The 19,331-nt window shown below is 73.1% G+C and carries 14 protein-coding genes; 9 read left to right on the top strand and 5 right to left on the bottom strand.

Translation table 11 applies throughout. From position 1 onward, the window contains the following. Positions 1-53 precede the first annotated feature (53 nt). From BLT97_RS06820 to BLT97_RS06810, 3 genes are all read right to left on the bottom strand, one after another. Positions 54-956, bottom strand: a complete 903-nt coding sequence (locus BLT97_RS06820; RefSeq protein WP_093607862.1) for an aminoglycoside phosphotransferase family protein — start codon at positions 954-956, stop codon at positions 54-56. Positions 957-1,046: 90 nt separating this feature from the next. Then, positions 1,047-1,511 (bottom strand): ferritin-like domain-containing protein, encoded by a 465-nt coding sequence (locus tag BLT97_RS06815; protein WP_093607861.1) that lies wholly within the window; start codon positions 1,509-1,511, stop codon positions 1,047-1,049. Beyond that, entirely contained in the window at positions 1,508-2,035 is a 528-nt protein-coding gene (locus BLT97_RS06810; RefSeq protein WP_245769194.1) for a hypothetical protein, read from the bottom strand. The genes BLT97_RS06815 and BLT97_RS06810 overlap by 4 nt, the downstream gene beginning before the upstream one ends. Positions 2,036-2,255: 220 nt before the next feature. On the opposite strand from BLT97_RS06810, the gene rimP reads away from it, so the two are divergent. The 9 genes from rimP to BLT97_RS06765 all read left to right on the top strand — a co-directional run bounded on the left by rimP (position 2,256) and on the right by BLT97_RS06765 (position 14,757). Next, positions 2,256-2,771, top strand: coding sequence for a ribosome maturation factor RimP (gene rimP, locus BLT97_RS06805; RefSeq protein ID WP_093607860.1), 516 nt, complete (start codon positions 2,256-2,258; stop codon positions 2,769-2,771). Between the two features lie 2 nt (positions 2,772-2,773). Continuing rightward, positions 2,774-3,760 carry a transcription termination factor NusA gene (gene nusA / locus BLT97_RS06800; RefSeq protein ID WP_093607859.1) on the top strand — a complete coding sequence of 329 codons (987 nt, stop codon included), beginning with the start codon at positions 2,774-2,776 and terminating at the stop codon, positions 3,758-3,760. A 138-nt stretch (positions 3,761-3,898) separates the two neighbouring features. Further along, the gene (locus tag BLT97_RS06795; protein ID WP_093607858.1) at positions 3,899-4,177 is read left to right on the top strand and encodes a YlxR family protein; all 279 of its coding nucleotides are present in this window, start codon (positions 3,899-3,901) and stop codon (positions 4,175-4,177) included. 148 nt (positions 4,178-4,325) lie between these two features. Then, positions 4,326-7,376, top strand: coding sequence for a translation initiation factor IF-2 (infB, locus tag BLT97_RS06790; RefSeq protein WP_093607857.1), 3,051 nt, complete (start codon positions 4,326-4,328; stop codon positions 7,374-7,376). Positions 7,377-7,572: 196 nt separating this feature from the next. After that, a complete protein-coding gene (locus BLT97_RS06785) occupies positions 7,573-7,866 on the top strand; it encodes a DUF503 domain-containing protein (protein WP_093607856.1) in 294 nt (97 codons plus the stop codon). A gap of 70 nt (positions 7,867-7,936) precedes the next feature. Continuing rightward, positions 7,937-8,386 (top strand): 30S ribosome-binding factor RbfA, encoded by a 450-nt coding sequence (gene rbfA / locus BLT97_RS06780; RefSeq protein WP_093607855.1) that lies wholly within the window; start codon positions 7,937-7,939, stop codon positions 8,384-8,386. After that, positions 8,383-9,294: a tRNA pseudouridine(55) synthase TruB gene (gene truB, locus BLT97_RS38875; RefSeq protein ID WP_093607854.1), complete on the top strand. Its 912-nt coding sequence runs from the start codon at positions 8,383-8,385 to the stop codon at positions 9,292-9,294. Before rbfA ends, truB begins: the two co-directional genes overlap by 4 nt. Before the next feature lie 254 nt (positions 9,295-9,548). Continuing rightward, positions 9,549-13,400, top strand: a complete 3,852-nt coding sequence (locus tag BLT97_RS38405) for a trypsin-like peptidase domain-containing protein (protein ID WP_093607853.1) — start codon at positions 9,549-9,551, stop codon at positions 13,398-13,400. 406 nt (positions 13,401-13,806) lie between these two features. Continuing rightward, the gene (locus tag BLT97_RS06765; RefSeq protein WP_093607852.1) at positions 13,807-14,757 is read left to right on the top strand and encodes a bifunctional riboflavin kinase/FAD synthetase; all 951 of its coding nucleotides are present in this window, start codon (positions 13,807-13,809) and stop codon (positions 14,755-14,757) included. A 121-nt stretch (positions 14,758-14,878) separates the two neighbouring features. On the opposite strand, the gene BLT97_RS06760 is transcribed toward BLT97_RS06765, so the two are convergent. Continuing rightward, positions 14,879-17,017, bottom strand: coding sequence for a protein kinase domain-containing protein (locus BLT97_RS06760; RefSeq protein WP_176953683.1), 2,139 nt, complete (start codon positions 17,015-17,017; stop codon positions 14,879-14,881). A gap of 110 nt (positions 17,018-17,127) precedes the next feature. Beyond that, the gene (locus BLT97_RS06755) at positions 17,128-19,326 is read right to left on the bottom strand and encodes a protein kinase domain-containing protein (protein ID WP_093607850.1); all 2,199 of its coding nucleotides are present in this window, start codon (positions 19,324-19,326) and stop codon (positions 17,128-17,130) included. Positions 19,327-19,331 lie beyond the last annotated feature (5 nt).

Here is a 19,331-nt window from a genome sequence, read left to right as displayed (position 1 = left end):
TGCCGGCCGGTGGGGGTGCCCGTCACAACCAGCACGCCCGGCCCCGCAGGCTGCTACAACCAGCCCGCGAACTCCAGCAGATTCTCCGCGTCCCGCGGGCGCCCCACCCGCAGCGCCCGTGCCCCCGACTCCACGGCGCGGAACAGGGTCCAGCCGCGCAGGCGTACGGGGTCGACTTCGAGGGACTCGGCGAGGCGCTTCACGCGGCGGCGGGTCGTGGACGGGCCCGTGGGGGCGCCGATCAGGTCCTCCACGCGGTCGCGTACCAGGCGCGCCAGATCGAAGGCGCACTCGCCGACCACCGGGTCGGGACCGACCGCCAGCCACGGCGACCGCTCACCGGCGAGCACCTTGCTCTGTCGGAACGTGCCGTGCAGCAGCCGGAGTTCGGGCGGCGCGGCCACCAGCTCGTCGCGGGCCGCGAGCGCCGCGTCCACCAGCGGCGCGATGTCCGGGAAGGCCGCGGGCGTCGCCTTCATCGCCTCCGCCTGCCGCCCCGTACGCTCGGCGACCGTCTCGCAGTTGCGCCCGGCCGGCGGGTCCACCCAGAGACGGCGGAGCGTTCCGGCGGCTTCCAGGAGCGCTTTCGACTCGGGCAGCGTGCGTACCGACACCTCGGGCGTCAGACGTTCCAGCAGCATCGCCCCGTCGTTGATCCCGGGATCCAGCAGGCGTACGGCTCCGAAGCCGCCCCAGTGCGTCAGCGCGGCCCGCTCCGCCTCCGGACGGAACCGCTCGGGTGCCAGTTTGAGGACCGCGGGCACCCCCTCGGCCGTACGGACGTGGGCGACCAGACTGCTGCGGCCACCGGGCTGGTGCACCCGCTCGACCGTGACCCCGCGCCGCCCGGCCGCCTCCTCCAGGAGCGTGCCGACCTCGCCGAGCCACGCCGACGCCCCGTCGTCGCGCACCTCGCCGAGCGCGGTCACCAGACGCTGCGGCGGTTCGATGGTCATGCGCGAGAGATTCCCTTCAGAACGGTGAAACGTAACGCCGTGGTGCCGACCCCACACCGTAACCGCGTGACGCGGGCACACCAACCGGCGCTAGGCGGAGGGCGTGGCCGAAGCGGCCGGCGTCGTGGCCCGCTCCGCGAGCCCCGGGAAGGCTACGCTGCCGCCCCGCCAGCGCACCGCACGGACGGCCGCTTCGCGCAGCGCGTCCGCCGCCGCCCGCCGGCGCTCGCCCTCCGTGGCCCGTACGACATCCGCGTACACCCCGGCCACCTTGTCCTCCAGCTCGGCCGCGAGCCGCGCCGCGGCGGGGGAGTCCGGCACCGGGAACGGCAGCGCATAGGCGGCCGCCGCCGGCTCCGGCACCGCGCCCAGATCGCGCAGCGTGCGCTGCAACACGTCGCGCCGGGCGCGGTGCGCGTCGTACGCGGACCGCGCCTCCTCGCGCCGGCCCTCACGGATCCGCCCGCCGACCACCCCGTACCCGTAGACGGCCGCGTGCTCGGCGCGCAGCGCCGCCTGGTACGCGGCCGTCTCGGCCGTGCCGTTGTCGCTCATCGGGCCGCCTCACTCAGCAGATACGCGTGTACGTCGCCGGCCGCCGCGATCGAGGCGAGCAGCCGGGCGTCCTCGCCCGGCAGCTCGGCCAGCGTGCCGCGCCGGCTGTCCGCGAGCGCGCGCTCGGCCTCGGCCAGCCGCCGCAGCGTCACCTTCTCGCCCAGCGTCTGCACGGGCGCGCTCTGCGCGGGGCTCGGCTGCGCCGCGGGGGCGCCGCCGAGCGCCTCGACGTGCGCGAGCACCTCGGCGCGCAGCGGCCCGAGCCGGTCGAGGAGCGCCGGGTGCGCGGCGATCGCGGCCTCGTACTCGGCGAGCAGTCCGGCGCTGTCCTTGGCGAGGGCGGCCCGCACCTGGGCGGCCGTCCTGCGCCGGCCCGCGGCCCCGGACGAGCCGGAGTCCGCGCCGTCGTCGGAGCAGCCGGCGAGGAGCGCGGCGCCCGCGGCCGTCACGGCCCCGGCCAGCAGGCTCCGGCGGCGCGGCCCGCCGGCGCGGACAGGCCGGGAGATCGGTTCGTCGTACGGCACGGCAGACGTCCTCGGGGCGGTCGGGGGGCAGGAAGGTGACCCGGTCAACAGCCGGGTGGTGATCACCCTACGCGCGCGGGTGCCCCGAACCCGTAAGCGGGACACCCGGACCGCGGGGATGCCGCCACCCGGTGGACAGCAACACATCCCGGGACCGGATACCCTTTGACCTGACACGCGAGAAACCCACAACAGCACACGCGGCCGAGGAGTCACCCGGATGAGCACCACCCAGAGCGAGAGGCTGCGCGGTCTGCTTGAACCGCTCGTCGGCGCCAAGGACCTGGATCTCGAAGAGATCACCGTGACTCCCGCCGGAAAGCGTCGTGTGCTGCGTGTCGTGGTCGACTCCGACGAAGGCGTCCAGCTGGACACGTGCGCGGAGCTCAGCCGTGAGCTCTCCGCGAAGCTGGACGAGACCGACGCGATGGGCGACGGCGAGTACGTCCTGGAGGTCACCTCCCCGGGCGCCGACCGCCCCCTCACCGAGCACCGTCACTACGTGCGGGCCGTCGGCCGGCTGGTGAAGTTCCAGCTGAACGAGGACGGGAAGACGGGCGAGCTGATCGCCCGCATCCTGAAGGTCGACGACGAGGGCCTCGACCTCGAAGTTCCGGGTGTGAAGGGCCGCAAGCCCACCGCCCGCCGTATCGCTTTCGACTCCGTGGCCAAAGCGCGCGTGGAGATCGAGTTCAACCGCAAGAACACTGCCGACGACGCAGAGAAGGAGGCGTAGCCGTGGACATCGACATGAGTGCCCTGCGGGGTCTGGTCCGGGAGAAGGAGATCTCCTTCGACCTCCTCGTCGAGGCGATCGAGTCGGCCCTCCTGATCGCCTACCACCGCACCGAAGGCAGCCGCCGGCGCGCGCGCGTGGAGCTCGACCGGAGCACCGGCCACGTGACGGTGTGGGCCAAGGAGGACGCCGAGGACCTCGAGGAGGGCCAGGAGGCCCGCGAGTTCGACGACACCCCCTCGGGCTTCGGCCGGATCGCCGCCACCACCGCGAAGCAGGTCATCCTGCAGCGGCTGCGCGACGCCGAGGACGACGCGACGCTCGGCGAGTACGCCGGCCGCGAGGGCGACATCGTCACGGGCGTCGTCCAGCAGGGCCGCGACCCGAAGAACGTGCTGGTCGACATCGGCAAGCTGGAGGCCATCCTGCCGGTGCAGGAGCAGGTGCCCGGCGAGCAGTACCCGCACGGCCAGCGCCTGCGCTCGTATGTCGTGCGCGTGGTCAAGGGCGTCCGCGGCCCGTCCGTCACCCTGTCCCGTACGCACCCGAACCTCGTGAAGAAGCTCTTCGCGCTCGAGGTCCCGGAGATCGCCGACGGTTCCGTCGAGATCTCCGCGATCGCCCGCGAGGCCGGCCACCGCACCAAGATCGCGGTCCGCTCGACCCGTTCGGGTCTCAACGCCAAGGGCGCCTGCATCGGCCCGATGGGCGGCCGCGTGCGCAATGTCATGGCGGAGCTCGGCGGCGAGAAGATCGACATCGTGGACTGGTCCGACGACCCGGCCGAGATGGTGGCCAACGCGCTCTCGCCGGCGCGGGTCTCCAAGGTCGAGATCGTGGACCTCGCGGCCCGCTCGGCCCGTGTGACGGTGCCGGACTACCAGCTGTCGCTCGCGATCGGCAAGGAGGGCCAGAACGCCCGCCTCGCCGCGCGCCTGACGGGCTGGCGGATCGACATCCGGCCGGACACGGAGCAGGCCGGGGAATAACCGGAGGGGCCGGGAAGCGTTACACCTTTCCGGCCGCAGGTCAGCGAGCGGCGCAAAGATCGCGCCGTTATTGATGCGCGCAGCCATTCGATTCCTGCCCCAAAGGGGTGAGGTCGGTGCGGGGAGGTAGACTTAACGGTGTCTGGCCGGACGCACGCCCGAGCCTGCCCTGAGCGAACCTGCGTGGGTTGCCGGGAGCGAGCGGCCAAGCACGATCTGCTGCGGACCGTGTTGATCGAGGGCGAGTGCGCCCCCGACCCGCGCGGTACGCTGCCCGGCCGGGGTGCGTATGTACACCCCGCCCTGGTCTGTATCGACACGGCGGTCCGCCGCCGGGCGTTCCCGAGGGCGCTGCGCGCCGAGGGTCCGCTCGACACCGCGGCCCTGCGCCGGTATGTCGAGCAGGCGCAACCGTAAGAAGACGTGCCGCACGGAGCCCCGTGCGGTCTAGGTACCCCGCGAGTTGGAAGTAGGTCGAGATTGCGATGAGCACTCGATGAGCACGCGATGAGTACGCCCATGAAGTAGCGACGGTCCGGCGTAACCCGGACCTAAAAGGAGCGAAGTGGCTAAGGTCCGGGTATACGAACTCGCCAAGGAGTTCGGGGTTGAGAGCAAGGTCGTCATGGCCAAGCTCCAAGAACTCGGTGAATTCGTACGTTCGGCGTCCTCGACGATCGAGGCGCCTGTTGTACGCAAACTGACTGACGCATTGCAGGGTCCCGGTGGCGGCGGTGCCGCCAAGAAGGCCTCCCCTGCCAAGCCCGCGGCGCCCAAGAAGGCCGCCGCGAAGCCGGCGTCTCCGGCTGCTGCGGCGAAGCCCGCGGCGCCGAAGCCCGCGCCGGTCACCCCCAAGCCCGCGGCGGAGAAGCCCGCGGCACCTGCGCCTGGTCCGCGTCCCGCGGCCCCGGCCCCCAAGCCGGCCGCGGCGCCCAAGCCCGCGCCGGCCGCACCGGAATTCACCGCGCCTCCGGCCGCCCCCGCGGCGCCGAAGCCCGCCGGTGAGCGTCCGGCTGCCCGTCCCGGTGCGCCCAAGCCCGGTGCCTCCCGTCCGGCCCCCGGCCAGGGCGGTCAGGGCCAGGCCCCGCGTCCCGGCGGCGCTCCGCGTCCCGGCGGCCAGGGCGCCCCGCGTCCCGGCGCCCGTCCCGCGGGCCCGCGTCCGGGCAACAACCCGTTCACGTCCGGCGGTTCCACCGGCATGGGCCGCCCGCAGGCGCCCCGTCCCGGCGGTGCCCCGCGTCCCGGCGGCCAGGGTGCGCCCGGCGGCCCGCGTCCGCAGGGCGCCGGCCAGGGCGGTCCCCGTCCGCAGGGTCCGGGCGGCGCCCGTCCGACTCCGGGCGGCATGCCCCGTCCGCAGGGCGGCCAGGCCGGTCCCGGCGGTCCGCGTCCCGGCGGCGGCAACCGTCCGAACCCGGGCATGATGCCGCAGCGTCCCGCTGCGGGCCCGCGTCCCGGCGGTGGCCCCGGCGGCGGCCGTGGTCCCGGTGGCGGCGGTCGTCCCGGCGGTGGCGGCGGCGGTCGTCCCGGCTTCGCCGGTCGTCCCGGTGGCGGTGGCGGCGGCTTCGCCGGCCGTCCCGGCGGTCCCGGTGGCGGCGGCGGTGCCGGTCGTCCCGGTGGCGGCGGTTTCGGTGGCGGCGGCGGTCGTCCCGGCTTCGGCGGTCGTCCCGGTGGTCCGGGTGGCCGCGGTGGCACGCAGGGTGCGTTCGGCCGTCCCGGCGGTCCGGCGCGTCGTGGTCGCAAGTCGAAGCGGCAGAGGCGCCAGGAGTACGAGGCCATGCAGGCCCCGTCGGTCGGCGGCGTGATGCTGCCTCGCGGCAACGGCGAGACCGTTCGCCTGTCGCGCGGTGCGTCCCTCACCGACTTCGCGGAGAAGATCAACGCCAACCCGGCGTCGCTCGTCGCGGTCATGATGAACCTCGGCGAGATGGTCACGGCCACGCAGTCCGTCTCCGACGAGACGCTGCAGCTCCTCGGTGACGAGATGAACTACACGGTTCAGATCGTGTCGCCGGAGGAGGAGGACCGCGAGCTGCTCGAGTCCTTCGACATCGAGTTCGGCGAGGACGAGGGCGGCGAGGAGCTCCTCGTGTCCCGTCCGCCGGTCGTGACCGTCATGGGTCACGTCGACCACGGTAAGACCCGGCTCCTCGACGCGATCCGCAAGACCAACGTGGTCGCGGGCGAGGCCGGCGGCATCACCCAGCACATCGGTGCCTACCAGGTCACGACCGAGGTCAACGACGAAGAGCGTCGCATCACCTTCATCGACACCCCGGGTCACGAGGCGTTCACCGCCATGCGTGCCCGTGGTGCGAAGTCCACCGACATCGCGATCCTCGTGGTGGCGGCGAACGACGGTGTGATGCCCCAGACGATCGAGGCGCTGAACCACGCCAAGGCGGCCGACGTGCCGATCGTGGTCGCGGTCAACAAGATCGACGTCGAGGGCGCGGACCCGACCAAGGTGCGCGGTCAGCTGACCGAGTACGGCCTGGTGGCCGAGGAGTACGGCGGCGACACGATGTTCGTCGACATCTCCGCCAAGCAGGGTCTGCACATCGACTCGCTGCTCGAGGCCGTCATCCTGACGGCGGACGCCTCGCTCGACCTGCGGGCCAACCCCGACCAGGACGCGCAGGGCATCGCGATCGAGTCGCACCTCGACAAGGGCCGCGGTGCGGTCTCCACCGTCCTGGTGCAGCGAGGCACGCTGCGTATCGGCGACACGATGGTGGTCGGCGACGCGTACGGCCGTGTCCGCGCGATGCTCGACGACAAGGGCAACAACGTGGAGGAGGCGGCTCCGTCGACTCCCGTCCTGGTCCTTGGTCTCACCAACGTCCCGGGTGCCGGCGACAACTTCCTGGTGGTCGACGAGGACCGTACGGCCCGTCAGATCGCCGAGAAGCGCGCCGCCCGTGAGCGCAACGCCGCGTTCGCCAAGCGCACGCGCCGCGTCTCGCTCGAGGACCTGGACAAGGTGCTCAAGGAAGGCGAGATCCAGCAGCTCAACCTCATCATCAAGGGTGACGCTTCTGGTTCCGTCGAGGCCCTCGAGTCCTCCCTGCTCCAGCTGGACGTCGGCGAAGAGGTCGACATCCGCGTCCTGCACCGCGGTGTCGGTGCGGTCACGGAGTCGGACATCGACCTGGCGATGGGCTCCGACGCCATCGTGATCGGCTTCAACGTGCGCGCCGCCGGGCGTGCCACGCAGATGGCCGAGCGCGAGGGTGTGGACGTCCGTTACTACTCGGTCATCTACCAGGCGATCGAGGAGATCGAGGCGGCCCTCAAGGGCATGCTCAAGCCGGAGTTCGAAGAGGTCGAGCTGGGTACGGCGGAGGTCCGCGAGATCTTCCGCTCGTCCAAGCTGGGCAACATCGCCGGTGTGCTCATCCGGTCGGGCGAGGTCAAGCGCAACACCAAGGCGCGCCTGCTCCGCGACGGCAAGGTCGTCGCCGAGAACCTCACCATCACCGGTCTGCGCCGCTTCAAGGACGACGTCACCGAGATCCGCGAGGGCTTCGAGGGTGGTATCAACCTCGGAAACTTCAACGACATCAAGATCGACGACGTCATCGCGACGTACGAGATGCGCGAGAAGCCGCGCGGCTGACCGCGTAGCTGATCACGCAGCGTGATCCGGGGCCGGTCGACGGGACGATAATTCCGTCGATCGGCCCCGGCCGTTGCGGGTACGGTTTGTCCGGCCGGGGTCCGGGGGCATCCCCCGGATCAATGCAGCGCAGGCCCCCGACAGGGATCAGGGCGCCGTACACACGACCCCGTACCGGCGGGACATCCGGACTCACATGTACGTAGGGACTCTGTCCTTCGATCTGCTCCTCGGCGACGTACGGTCGTTGAAGGAGAAGCGCTCCGTCGTCCGCCCGATCGTCGCCGAGCTGCACCGCAAGTTCGCGGTCAGCGTGGCGGAGGTCGGCGACCAGAACCTGCACCGCCGGGCCGAGATCGGCGTCGCGGTGGTCAGCGGGGACACGGGGCACCTGTCCGATGTGCTCGACCGGTGCGAGCGCCTGGTGGCCGCCCGCCCCGAGATCGAGCTGCTCTCGGTGCGCCGACGGCTGCACGGGGACGATGATTGACGTACGCAGGACGTGTACGAGAGGTCCGTACGGGACGTACGGACGGAGAAACACAGAGGGAGACGGACCAGTGGCCGACAACGCGCGGGCGAAGAAGCTGGCGGACCTCATCCGGGAAGTGGTCGCACAGAAGCTGCAGCGCGGAATCAAGGACCCGCGCCTCGGCTCCCACGTGACCATCACGGACACGAGGGTCACCGGCGATCTGCGGGAGGCGACCGTCTTCTACACGGTCTACGGCGACGACGAGGACCGTGAGAACGCGGCCCGTGGTCTGGAGAGCGCCAAGGGCGTCCTGCGGTCCGCGGTGGGTGCGGCGGCCGGCGTGAAGTTCACGCCGACCCTGACCTTCGTGGCCGACGCGCTGCCGGAGACCGCCAAGACGATCGAGGACCTCCTCGACAAGGCGCGGGCCTCCGACGCGCAGGTGCGCCAGGCGTCCTCGGGCGCCACGTACGCCGGTGACGCCGACCCGTACAAGAAGCCGGAAGACGACGACGAGGGCGCCGCTTCCGCATGAGCAAGCAGCAACAGCAGACGACGCCGGACGGCCTTGTCATCGTCGACAAGCCGTCCGGCTTCACTTCGCACGACGTGGTCGCCAAGATGCGCGGCATCGCCAAGACCCGCCGCGTCGGCCACGCCGGCACGCTCGACCCGATGGCGACCGGTGTGCTCGTCCTCGGCGTGGAGCGCGCCACCAAGCTCCTCGGGCACCTCGCCCTGACGGAGAAGGAGTACCTGGGCACGATCCGCCTGGGCCAGAACTCCCTGACGGACGACGCCGAGGGCGAGATCACCTCGTCCGCGGACGCCTCGCGCGTGACCCGCGACGCCATCGACGCGGGGATCGCCAAGCTGACCGGCGACATCATGCAGGTGCCGTCCAAGGTCAGCGCCATCAAGATCAAGGGCGTGCGCTCCTACAAGCGGGCGCGCGACGGCGAGGAGTTCGAGATCCCGGCGCGGCCGGTGACGGTCTCGTCCTTCACGGTGTACGACGTGCGCGACGCCGTCGCCGAGGACGGCACCCCGGTCATGGACCTGGTCGTCTCGGTGGTCTGCTCCTCTGGCACGTACATCCGCGCGCTCGCCCGCGACCTGGGCGCGGACCTCGGGGTGGGCGGCCACCTCACGGCGCTGCGGCGCACCCGCGTCGGCCCGTACGGCCTCGACGCGGCCCGCACCCTGGACGCGCACCAGGAGTCGCTCGCGGTCATGCCGATCGCCGACGCGGCGGCCGCCGCGTTCCCGCGCTGGGACGTGGACGCCAAGCGCGCCCGCCTCCTCCTCAACGGCGTCCGCATCGAGATGCCGGACGAGTACGCCCCCGGCGCCCCGGTCGCGGTCTTCGACCCGACGGGCACGTTCGTGGCCCTGGTGGAGAACCAGAAGGGGAAGGCGAAGAGTCTGGCCGTGTTCGCCTGACGGGCGGTCCGCCGGTGTTCGTGTGACGGGTCGGCCCGGGGGTTCGCCCCCGGGCGGCTCGGCATACGGTCGCAGGCGGCCGGCTGCTACCGCGGGCCTGGCCCCGCGGTAAACACCACACCACCCCGTTCACCCCATCGGGCAGGCGCTCGAAGCACACGCCCCGGCTCTCAGGGGGCGCATCCGGTTGGCGGGGCGTGCCGCGGATCAACTCTCCCTACGGTCGTAGCAGCAGCACCGCGGGGAGGACGAGCATGGCCGGGGGTCGGGAGGAACTGGTCAGGATCTGCGATCTCGCGGGCCGTCCCCGGGGCACCGGCTTCGCGGCCGACGAGCTCGGCACCGTCGTCACCAGTCATGAGGCCGTGGACGGGCTCGCGCGCATCGTGCTGCACGCCCCCGGCGGGCGCACGTGCGTGGTCACCTCCGAGGCCGTCACCGCCTTTCCCGAGAGCGACATCGCGCTCGTGAGCACGGAGGGGCTGGGCCTCCGGGCTCTGCCGCTGTCCGTGCGCGAGCACGTGGAGCCCGGCTCGTACGTGCGGATCGCCGCGCTCGGCTGGCGCGAGGCGCGCGTGCTCGATGCCGGGGCGCAGGTGACGTACACCGCGACCGACCGTTTCCATCTGCTCGGCGGCGCCCTGGAGTTGGCGGTCGGCACCGACGCCAGCGACGCGTTGCAGCTCGGCGGGGGTGCGGCCGGCGGTCCGGTGCTCGACACCGGGACCGGCGCCGTGCTCGCCGTCCTCGGCACCGCGCTCGACGCCGGGCACCGCGCGGCCGGCTACGCGGTCCCGCTGCGCGCCGCCGCCCGGGCCGACACCACCGGCGCCCTCGACGCCCTGCTCACCCGCAACGCCGCGAGCGTCCCCGCGTACGGCCCCGACCTGAACCTCGCCGGAGCGCTCCAGCTGAGCGCCATCTCGGTGGGCTCCGACCTGCCGCGCGAGGAGCGCGAGCCGGTGGAACGGGTCGAGGTGGGAAGGGAGTTCGCGGCCTTCGCCGAGTCCGCCGCGTCCGTGTGCGCCCTCGTCGGTGACCCGGGCAGCGGCCGTACCACCGAACTCGGCGCCCTCGCCCGGCGCCGCGCCCGCGGCACCGTCCCGGCACCGACCGTCTGGCTGCGCGGGGCCTCCCTGCACGCCGCCGACGCCTCGGTGGCCGACGCGGTCGCGCGGGCGCTCGCGCACGCCGGACGGATCGTCGCCGCCTCCGAGGACGTGCCGGCCGAGGGGGCGGAGGGCGAGCTCGGGGACATCGGTCCCGACCGGATCGCCTCGCTCGTACGGGATGCGGGGCGGCCACTCCTCGTCCTGCTCGACGGACCCGAGGAGATGCCGCCGCAGCTCGCGCACCGGCTCGCGGAGTGGAGCGAGGGCACCGGGCGGTGGCTGCGCGCGACCGGGGCGCGGCTCGTGATCGCCTGCCGTGCGGAGTACTGGGAGCAGGCTGGGGCGCTGTTTCCCGAGGCCGCGCTGTACGGATCCACGCACGGCGGACGGCTGCCCGCGTGCGTGCGGATCGGGGAGCTGGGGGAGCGGCAGGCCGGCTGGGTGCGGTCGCTGTACGGGGTGCCGGAGGGCAGCCTGTCGGCGCGTGATGCCGAACATCCGCTGGCCGTACGGCTGTTGGGGGAGGTGCGGGCTGCGCTCGGGGAGGGTGGGGAGCGGGGGGAACGGGGGATGTGCGGGGAGTCCGGTGATCGCGGGGAGTCCGTCGCGCCCGGCCGGGGCGGTGAGCGGGACGATGAGCGGGGTGAGGCCGTCGGAGGGTGTCCCGACCGGTCGGAGATCTTCTCGGCGTATCTGGATCTGCTCTGTCTGCGGATCGCGGTGCGGCTGGCCGCGCTGCAAGGGCTGTGGGGTGCGGACGGGCGAGAGGGCGGGGGTGGTCCCGGGGCCGAGGCCGGCGAGAGGGCCGGGGCGGGAGACGAGGGCGGGCCGCTGCCGGCGGAGAGGCTTCGGCTGTCGGCGGTACGGCGGCTCGCCGCGAAGGTGTCCGGGCGGTTGCACGAGGCGGCTCGCCGTTGTCTGGGACCGGGGCAGGGCGAGCTGGACCGGGAGGCCTTCGAGGAGATCTTCCCGTGGGCCACGGGCTGGGCCTCCGCGGTGCTCACAGAGGGCGCCCTCGTGCCCGCGGGCGCGGGCTACCGCTTCGCCCACGAGGAGCTCGCCGACTGGATCCAGGGTGCCCATCTCGACCTGGACGCGGCCCTGTTCGCCCTGGTCCACCGCTGGCGCGAGCAGCCGGGTGAGGGTCCGTCGGCGGCGGAGCGGCTGCCCGCGCGGGCCGAGGTGGCGCGGCGGCGTCCGCGTAAGAGCGCCGCGAAAGCGGGCGGCGCCAAGGGGGCGAAGGGAGTCAGGGGAGCGGTCTCCAAGGGCGGGAGCGTCAAGGGGCAGGCCGGGGCCGTGCGGGCACGCAAGGGTGCGCCACGGGCGGAAGGTGAGGAGCGGCCTGCCCCCGCGCTCCCCGTACCGCGCCACCGCATCGGCCCCGTCCTCCAGGCCCTCCTGCTCCTCGAACGCCAGCAGGGGCCGGACCAGCTCCGGCGCCGTCTGGACGAACTCGTCCTCGCCGCCGACCACTTCGCCGTACGCGGCCTGCGCCCCGCACCCAGCTGGGCCGCCCCAAGCGCGGCCGGGGGCGGGCGCGGGCGGCCCGCGGACGCCGCCTGGTGGGCCGCCCGCCTGGTCGCCGAGACCCTGCTCCGCGTCCCGGACGCGCGCCCGTACCTGCCCGTCCTGCGCCTGCTCGCCGAACGGCTGCTCGCGCGCGGGCCGGTGCGCGGGGTGTACGACGGCTTCGGACCGTGGTTCTGGCGTGCCCTGCCGCTGCCCGCCGAGGACCGGCTCGACCTGCTGCGCCGCCTCGTGGTGGCCGAGCCCACGCCCGAAGGCGAGCGGTACCTGGACACCACGGCAGATCTCCTGAAGGCCCAACCCGCCCTCGTACAGCCGCTGTTGACCCGCTGGTTCACCGACGACCGGCCGCTGGCCGCCGCTCCCGCGGCCACCGTCGCGCAGGCCGCCCAGGCGCTCCTGCACACCCACCGTCACCGCGCCCTCGACGACCTCACGGAGGCGCTCGCCGACTGCGCACACCCCCGCGGAGACGAACTGCTCGCCACGCTCGCCGAGGAGGAACCCTCCGCGCTCTGCCGCGCCGTCGACCGCTGGGCGCACGACGAGCGCGCCGAACGGCGGGTCGCGGCCGCCGCCTACGGCCTGCTCGTCCGGCCGCACGCCCGCAGTGAGGCCGACCGCAGCCTCCTGCGCTATGCCGCGCTCGCCCTGCTCGCCCGGCCCGAGGACGGCGCGCTGTACGGAGCGGCGCTCTCGTTGCTCGTACGGGACCCGCTCACCCGCGAGCGCCATCTGCCGCACGCGCTGCGGCGGTACGCGGCCGGTGACCCGCAGCTCGCCTCCGCCGCGCTGGCCGTGGCCCTGACCACGCACGCCGAGCCGGTGCTCGACGCCTTCCGGGCGCGGCTGCGCGAGCCGGGGTCGGGGTCCGCCGAGGTGCTCGCGGCCCTCGCGGAGGTCACCGGCCCCGCCGCCGCCCGGCGCGTGAGCCCTCTCGTACGGGAGTTCGTCGAGCTGCGCCCGGAGGCGGCCGGCCAGGCCGCGGCCTACGTCGAGCGGCGGCTCGCCCAGGGCTCCGCGGCGCGCGAGACGCTGTTCCCACTGGTGGCGGGGCTGCTGCAGGGCGGACCCGTCGAGGTGCGGCGCGCCCTCGCGCGGGTGCTCGCGACGCCCGGCACGGCGGCCTCGCGCACCCTGCGCGGGGAACTGCTCGACGTGCTCCTGTCGCCTGCGCAGGACCCGCTGGTCCTGGACGAGGTGGTCGACGTCGCCGTCCGTACCTGCGGCCCGGACCCGGACCGCACCGCCGACCTGGTCCGCCGCTGCGGCCTGCTGCTCGTCCGCACCCCGGAAGGCGCGGCGGCCTTCGACCGGCGCCTGGTCGAACTGGCGCGGTCGGGCCGTGAGCGCGCACGGATGCTTGCGGACTGGCTCGACGGGGCGCCCGGGGTGTGGACGGTCCTGGTCGGGCCCAGCGCGCGGCGGATGATCGTGAACGAGGTGGGGGAGCGGGTGTCGGCCTGAACATCGGCGCCACGGGGCTTGGCGATCCGGGCCGAGGCGATCCGGCGCCGGCACCCCGGCGCCCGGCGCCATGGTCGGAGGCGGCACCCCGGCGCCCCCGTGCACTTGCGGCCCGCCTCTGCGGCGCCACACCCGGCGACCCGGCCTCCGTCTCGCCCACAGCCATCCCGCCCCTGACAGACGACCGCGTCCGCCCCCTCCGCTCCCCGCCCTGCACGCCCGACCTGCACCTGCCGCCCACCGCGCCGCCGAGGCCGGGCACCCCTCCGGCCCGGACCGGAAGACCGCCCACCCGCCGGGGAGCGCCGACGGGCACCCCCGGAGGCGGAGGGGCCGGAAAAGTCATGGCACTCTTAGTCCTGCGCAAACATCAGGACGTACACAGGTTCGGCGAGGAGCAAACACCGTGCAGCGCTGGCGTGGCTTGGAGGACATCCCCCAGGACTGGGGGCGCAGCGTCGTCACCATCGGCTCCTACGACGGCGTACACCGCGGTCACCAGCTGATCATCGGCCGCGCCGTGGAGCGTGCCCGCGAGCTCGGCATCCCCTCCGTGGTCGTCACCTTCGACCCGCACCCCAGCGAGGTGGTCCGCCCCGGCAGCCACCCGCCGCTGCTCGCCCCGCACCACCGCCGCGCCGAACTCATGGCGGAGCTGGGCGTGGACGCCGTGCTGATCCTCCCCTTCACCACCGAGTTCTCGAAGCTCTCGCCGGCCGACTTCGTGGCCAAGGTGCTCGTCGACAAGCTGCACGCCCGTGTGGTCGTCGAGGGCCCCAACTTCCGCTTCGGCCACAAGGCCGCGGGCAATGTGGAGTTCCTCGCCGAGCAGGGTGAGACCTACGACTACGAGGTCGAGGTCATCGACCTGTTCGTGAGCGGCGCGGCGGGCGGCGGCGAACCCTTCTCCTCCACGCTGACCCGCCGCCTCGTCGCCGAGGGCGACGTCGCGGGCGCCGCCGAGATCCTCGGCCGCCCGCACCGCGTCGAGGGCGTCGTGGTCCGCGGCGCCCAGCGCGGCCGCGAACTGGGCTTCCCGACCGCCAACGTCGAGACCCTGCCGCACACCGCGATCCCCGCCGACGGCGTCTACGCCGGCTATCTCCACGTCGAGGGCGAGGCCATGCCGGCCGCCATCTCGGTGGGCACCAACCCGCAGTTCGACGGCACGGAACGCACCGTGGAGGCGTACGCCATCGACCGAGTGGGCCTCGACCTGTACGGCCTGCACGTGGCCGTGGACTTCGTCGCGTACGTCCGCGGCATGGCCAAGTTCGACTCCCTGGAGCAGCTCGTCGACGCGATCGCGGACGATGTGCGGCGGGCGAAGGAACTGCTGGCGGAGCACGAGGCGTAAGCCCTTCGGGAACGCGACCGCGCCGCACGGGAGTTGATCCGGTGCGGGGCGGTTGCGTGCGGGACCCGCGTCTCGTGCGGTCGCCGTGTCCGGCCCCGCCAACCGGCAGCAGGGCGGCGTATCAGAACGCCGCCAGCGCCACCACCTCGCTGCCGCTGCGGGCGAAGACCCTGTTGCCCTCCGCAGCGATCGACTGCTGGTTGGCGGCCGGGATGCGGTACACCAGAGCTCTCTCGCCCTCGCCCGCGGTCAGTCCGTTGATGGTGAGCATCTCGTCGCCGGTGTGTCGGGTCTCGGTCCGCAGGCACCAGGCGCTGTTGCCCTGCACGAGCAGCGGCCAGCCACGGTCCGTGGCGGTGTCCCCCTGCCACACCTCGCGGCCGTCGCGGGCGTCGAGGCGCCGCGGGTAGTAACCGCCGTTGGCGTACACGGCACCCGAACGGACCGTGGGCGGCCCCCAGTTCTCGCCTTCGCGCTCCGGGTCCTGGATCCCGGCACGCCAGATCTCCCGCCCGTCGCGGAGCCGACGGGCGTACAGGCGCGGGCCGTTGAGGAACACCGTGTCGTCGTCGACAGCCGGATGGACGTGGACGTCGGAGTTCCCCGGATGCGACCACGCGACCTTGCCGCTTCGTGTGTCGAACGCCAGGACGCCCCCTTCGTCATCCCCAATCACGAGCCGGCCCCGGGCGGCCACCGCGGACACGGCCGCCTTGCCCTTGAAGGAGGCGGGAGCGCTCGCCGTCCACCGCACCTTCGCGTCGGATCTGCCGACACTGCGCAGCTTCTTGTCCTTCGTGAGGAAGTAGACCGCGTCCTCGTCCGCCGCGAGCAGGTACTGCACCTCGGCCTCCCGGCAGGTCCACTTGGCGACGCCGGTGGACGCCACGTACGTACGCAGCACCCCCTCCTCGTCGGCCGCCGCAACCAACCGGTCCGACAGGGAGAGGTATTCGGCCTGTGCGCGGATGCCGGGTGCCTGCCAGCGACGCGATCCGTCCAGTACGTCGTACGCGGAGATGCCTCCGCTCGCGGCGCCGAACACGAGGACGTCGCGCACCGGCAGCAGACTCGGTGCGTAGATGTCGGCCTCGCTGAGGACGCGCCAGAGGACCGTGGCGGACGGTATGGCGGTGCCAATGCTTGTCTTGTCGGCCGGATTGTCGAGGGGCTGCTCGGGGGTGCGGGCGGCGGGCGGGATGTCGAAGGGGCCGTTCCGCGCAGGCGGGCGCGCCTCGTCCTGGGTGCCCCGGCCCGCCAGCCACCAGACACCCGTACCACCTGCCGCGGCGAGGGCCGCGCCCCCTGCCGCAAGGCCGGTGAGCAGCCGGCGCCGATCGGGTGAAGGCGCCCGGCCGTCCGCGGTGACCCCAGTCTGCGGGGTGAGGCGGCCGGCGTCGCGTTCGCGTTCCTTGATGGCCTCGGCGAGCGCACCGCGTCGCCAGTGCCGCTCGGCCCCCTTGGCGGGGGCCATTGCCTCCTGGATCTGCGCCGGGGTGGGCCGCAGCGCCGGATCCTTGGCGAGACAGGGTGCCACAAGAGCCATCAACTCAGATGAGAGACCCGCCAGTTCGGGCTCGTCGTGCACCACGGCGTACTGCACGGCCGCCACGTGGCCACCGTCGAAGGCCCGCCGCCCGGTGGCCGCGTACGCGAACACAGCGCCCAGCGAGAACACATCGGCCGGAGGCGCCACCCGCTGCCCGAGGACCTGCTCGGGCGCGCCGTAGCCGGGGGTGACCGGCACCTGCCCGGTTGTGGTGAGCGTGAGTCCGTGCTCGGGCCGGGCGATGCCGAAGTCGATGACGCGAGGGCCGTCCGCGGTCAGGACGATGTTCTGCGGCTTGAGGTCGCGGTGCACGAACCCGGCCGCGTGGATGTCGGCGACCGTGCGCGCGAGCGAGGCGGCGAGCGCCCGCAGCGCGCCCTCGTCAAGCGGCCCGAACCGGTCGACGGCCTCGTCGAGGGTGAGCCCCGCGAGAAACTCCGTGGCCATCCACGGCCGCCCGCCTTCGGTCCACGCCCCCAGCACGGCCGCGACGCCTGGACTGCGTACGGCCTGCGCGGCCTGCGCCTCGCGCACGAAACGCTGGGCGAGGCCGGCGTCATGGGCGAGCTCGGGCCGCAGCACCTTGACTGCCGCAAGCGTTCCGGCCGCGTCTTGACCGACATACACCTTGCCCATACCGCCTTCACCGAGCACACCGAAGACGCGGTACGGGCCGAGGCGGATCGGGTCTCCGGGGCCGAGCGGGGTCATGATGGGTTTCCTTCACGCGGGGGACGAGGGGAAAGGCAGGTGGGTGGGGTAGGCGGTGCAAGTCGGCTACATCCCGGGGGTTTCGGGCTCCGGTTGCCCGGGGGTGCGGCTCACTTCAGCGGATACGCGCTCAACGTCGACTCCCCCATTCCGAGGACGAGCCGGTCCGGGGCGTCCGCGTAGAAGCGTGTCGCGGCGGTCTTGTACGTGAGCCCTGCCTTGTGGTTTCTGAGGTCGATGGCATGCAGCTGAACGCCGTTGCGGTAGTAGCCGTAGCGCCTCGTCACCAGCGGCCGCCAGGCCAGGGACGCCTCGCTGACCGTGTCCGAGGTCTCGGTCCACGCCACTTCACCGCTGTCGGCGGCGAGAGCGCTCAGCCCGACTCCCTGCCCGACCGCGTAGACGACCCCCGAGGCGTACGCGGGCGGGCTGTAGGCGACACCGGACGCGCTCTTCCACACCTCGTCGCCGTTCTCGATCCGCCAGGCCCGCAGCCGCTCGCCCCCCAGGAAGAGCAGACCGCCGGCGACCGCCAACGGGCTTTGCAGCGCGTCGGGATCCTCGGCCTTCCCGTACGGTTTCTCCCACAGGACGTTACCGCTGCCGACGTCCCGCACGACGACGCGGACCGTCCCGGGCTCGGTCTCCTGTAGCGTCACCAGTCGTTCGCCGACGACCTCGGCGGTCAGGAAGTGCAACCGCCAGTTGTTGTCCGGGCGCTTGGGCAGCGGCTTTGACCACAGGGTTCTACCGGTCCTGATGTCGGCGGCGCGCAGCGTGAACTTCTGGGAGGCGAGGAAGCCGTTGCTCCATTCCTTGCCGGTCCCGACCACGACGTACGCCACCGAGCCCCTGACACACAGCAGTTGGTTCCCGTCGAGACCTGCGACAGTGCCGCTGAAGACGGCAGGGGTCGGCTGCAGATAGTCCTGTGCCTTGTTCCAGACATCGATGCCCGCCGGCGTCACTCCGCCCACGGCCTTGTCGTGGTTCGGGCCGAGCCGGTACTCGCGGCCCTCGACGACATCGACCTGCCAGGGCGAACCGTCGGCGACCAGGTCCTCGGTGCGCGAGCCGGTCTCCGGGTCGAAGCGCATCGTGACGGCGCGGAAGGGGAGATGGATCACTCCTTCGACCGGCAGGGGCGTGGGAAGCCCCCACTCGAGGATGCGGTACGAACTTTTCGTGCTCCAGAGGGGATCCAGGTTCCTTGTCTGCTCGGGCCCCGAGGCCGCCGCGCCGGAACCGCTCTTGTCCTTTTCGCCCGACGTGCTCCACCACCAGGCGCCGCCGCCCATCAGCGCCGTGGCGGCCAACACCCCGCCGCCGAACAGGAAGCGCCGTCGGGAGGTGTCCGCGCCCGCCGCAACCGGTGCTGAGACGCCGCCGGGGGTGAAGGCGTCGACCGGTGCGGGCAGCCGCTGGGGCGGAACATGCCAGACGTCGGCGGCCCGCTGCCCGATCAGACCCATCAGCGAGTCAGGCAGCTGCTCGGCGAACTCCCCGCCTCCGTCGTGGAGCTGCGCCGCCAGCTCCAGCACTCTGGGACGCTGCGCCGGATCCTTGGCCAGACACCGTGCGAGCACGGGCGCGAGCGAGGCAGGCACGCCGTCCAGATCGGCCTCCCCGTACCGCACGCGGTACAGCAGGTCGGCCGCCTGCCCGGACCCGAACGGGGAGCTGCCCCGTGCCGAGTACACGAGCACCCCGGCGAGCGCGAAGACATCGCCAGCCGCGCCATGGTCCTGTCCGGTGGCCTGTTCGGGCGACATGAAGGCCGGGGTGCCCACGGCGGAACCGGTGCGGGTGAGCCGAGCGTCCCCCAACGCCCTTGCGATCCCGAAGTCGATGACCTTGGGCCCGTACGCCGTGATCAGGATGTTCGACGGCTTGAGGTCCCGGTGTACGACTTCGGACCGGTGCAGCTGCTCGAGTGCGGCGCACAGAGCTGCCCCGACCGCGCGCACCGTCTTCTCCGGCAGTGGCCCGGCGGCTTCCACCGCCTCGTCGAGCGCGGGACCGAGCACGTACTCCGTGGCCAGCCACGGAGTGGCCGCGAGTGGATCGGCGTCGATGACCCTGGCCCCGAACTGTCCTCCGATGACTCGGGCCGCATCGATCTCGAGCCGGAACCGTGTCCGGGCCTCCGGGGTCTCGGCGATGCCCGGGTGCATGGTCTTGAGCGCGACGGTGGCGCCGCCCGGCGTGCGGGCGACGTACACGGTCCCCATGCCGCCGCTGCCCAGGCGGGCGACGAGGCGGTAGGGGCCGAGGGATGCGGGGTCGTCGTGCGTCAGTGGTGTGGGCATGGGAG

Origin of the sequence: Streptomyces indicus (assembly GCF_900100315.1) — a bacterium.
In the GTDB taxonomy this organism is placed as follows: Bacteria; Actinomycetota; Actinomycetes; order Streptomycetales; family Streptomycetaceae; genus Streptomyces; species Streptomyces indicus.
The sequence above is the reverse complement of the archived record's forward strand: the minus strand, read 5'-3'. Positions and strand labels throughout refer to the sequence as shown.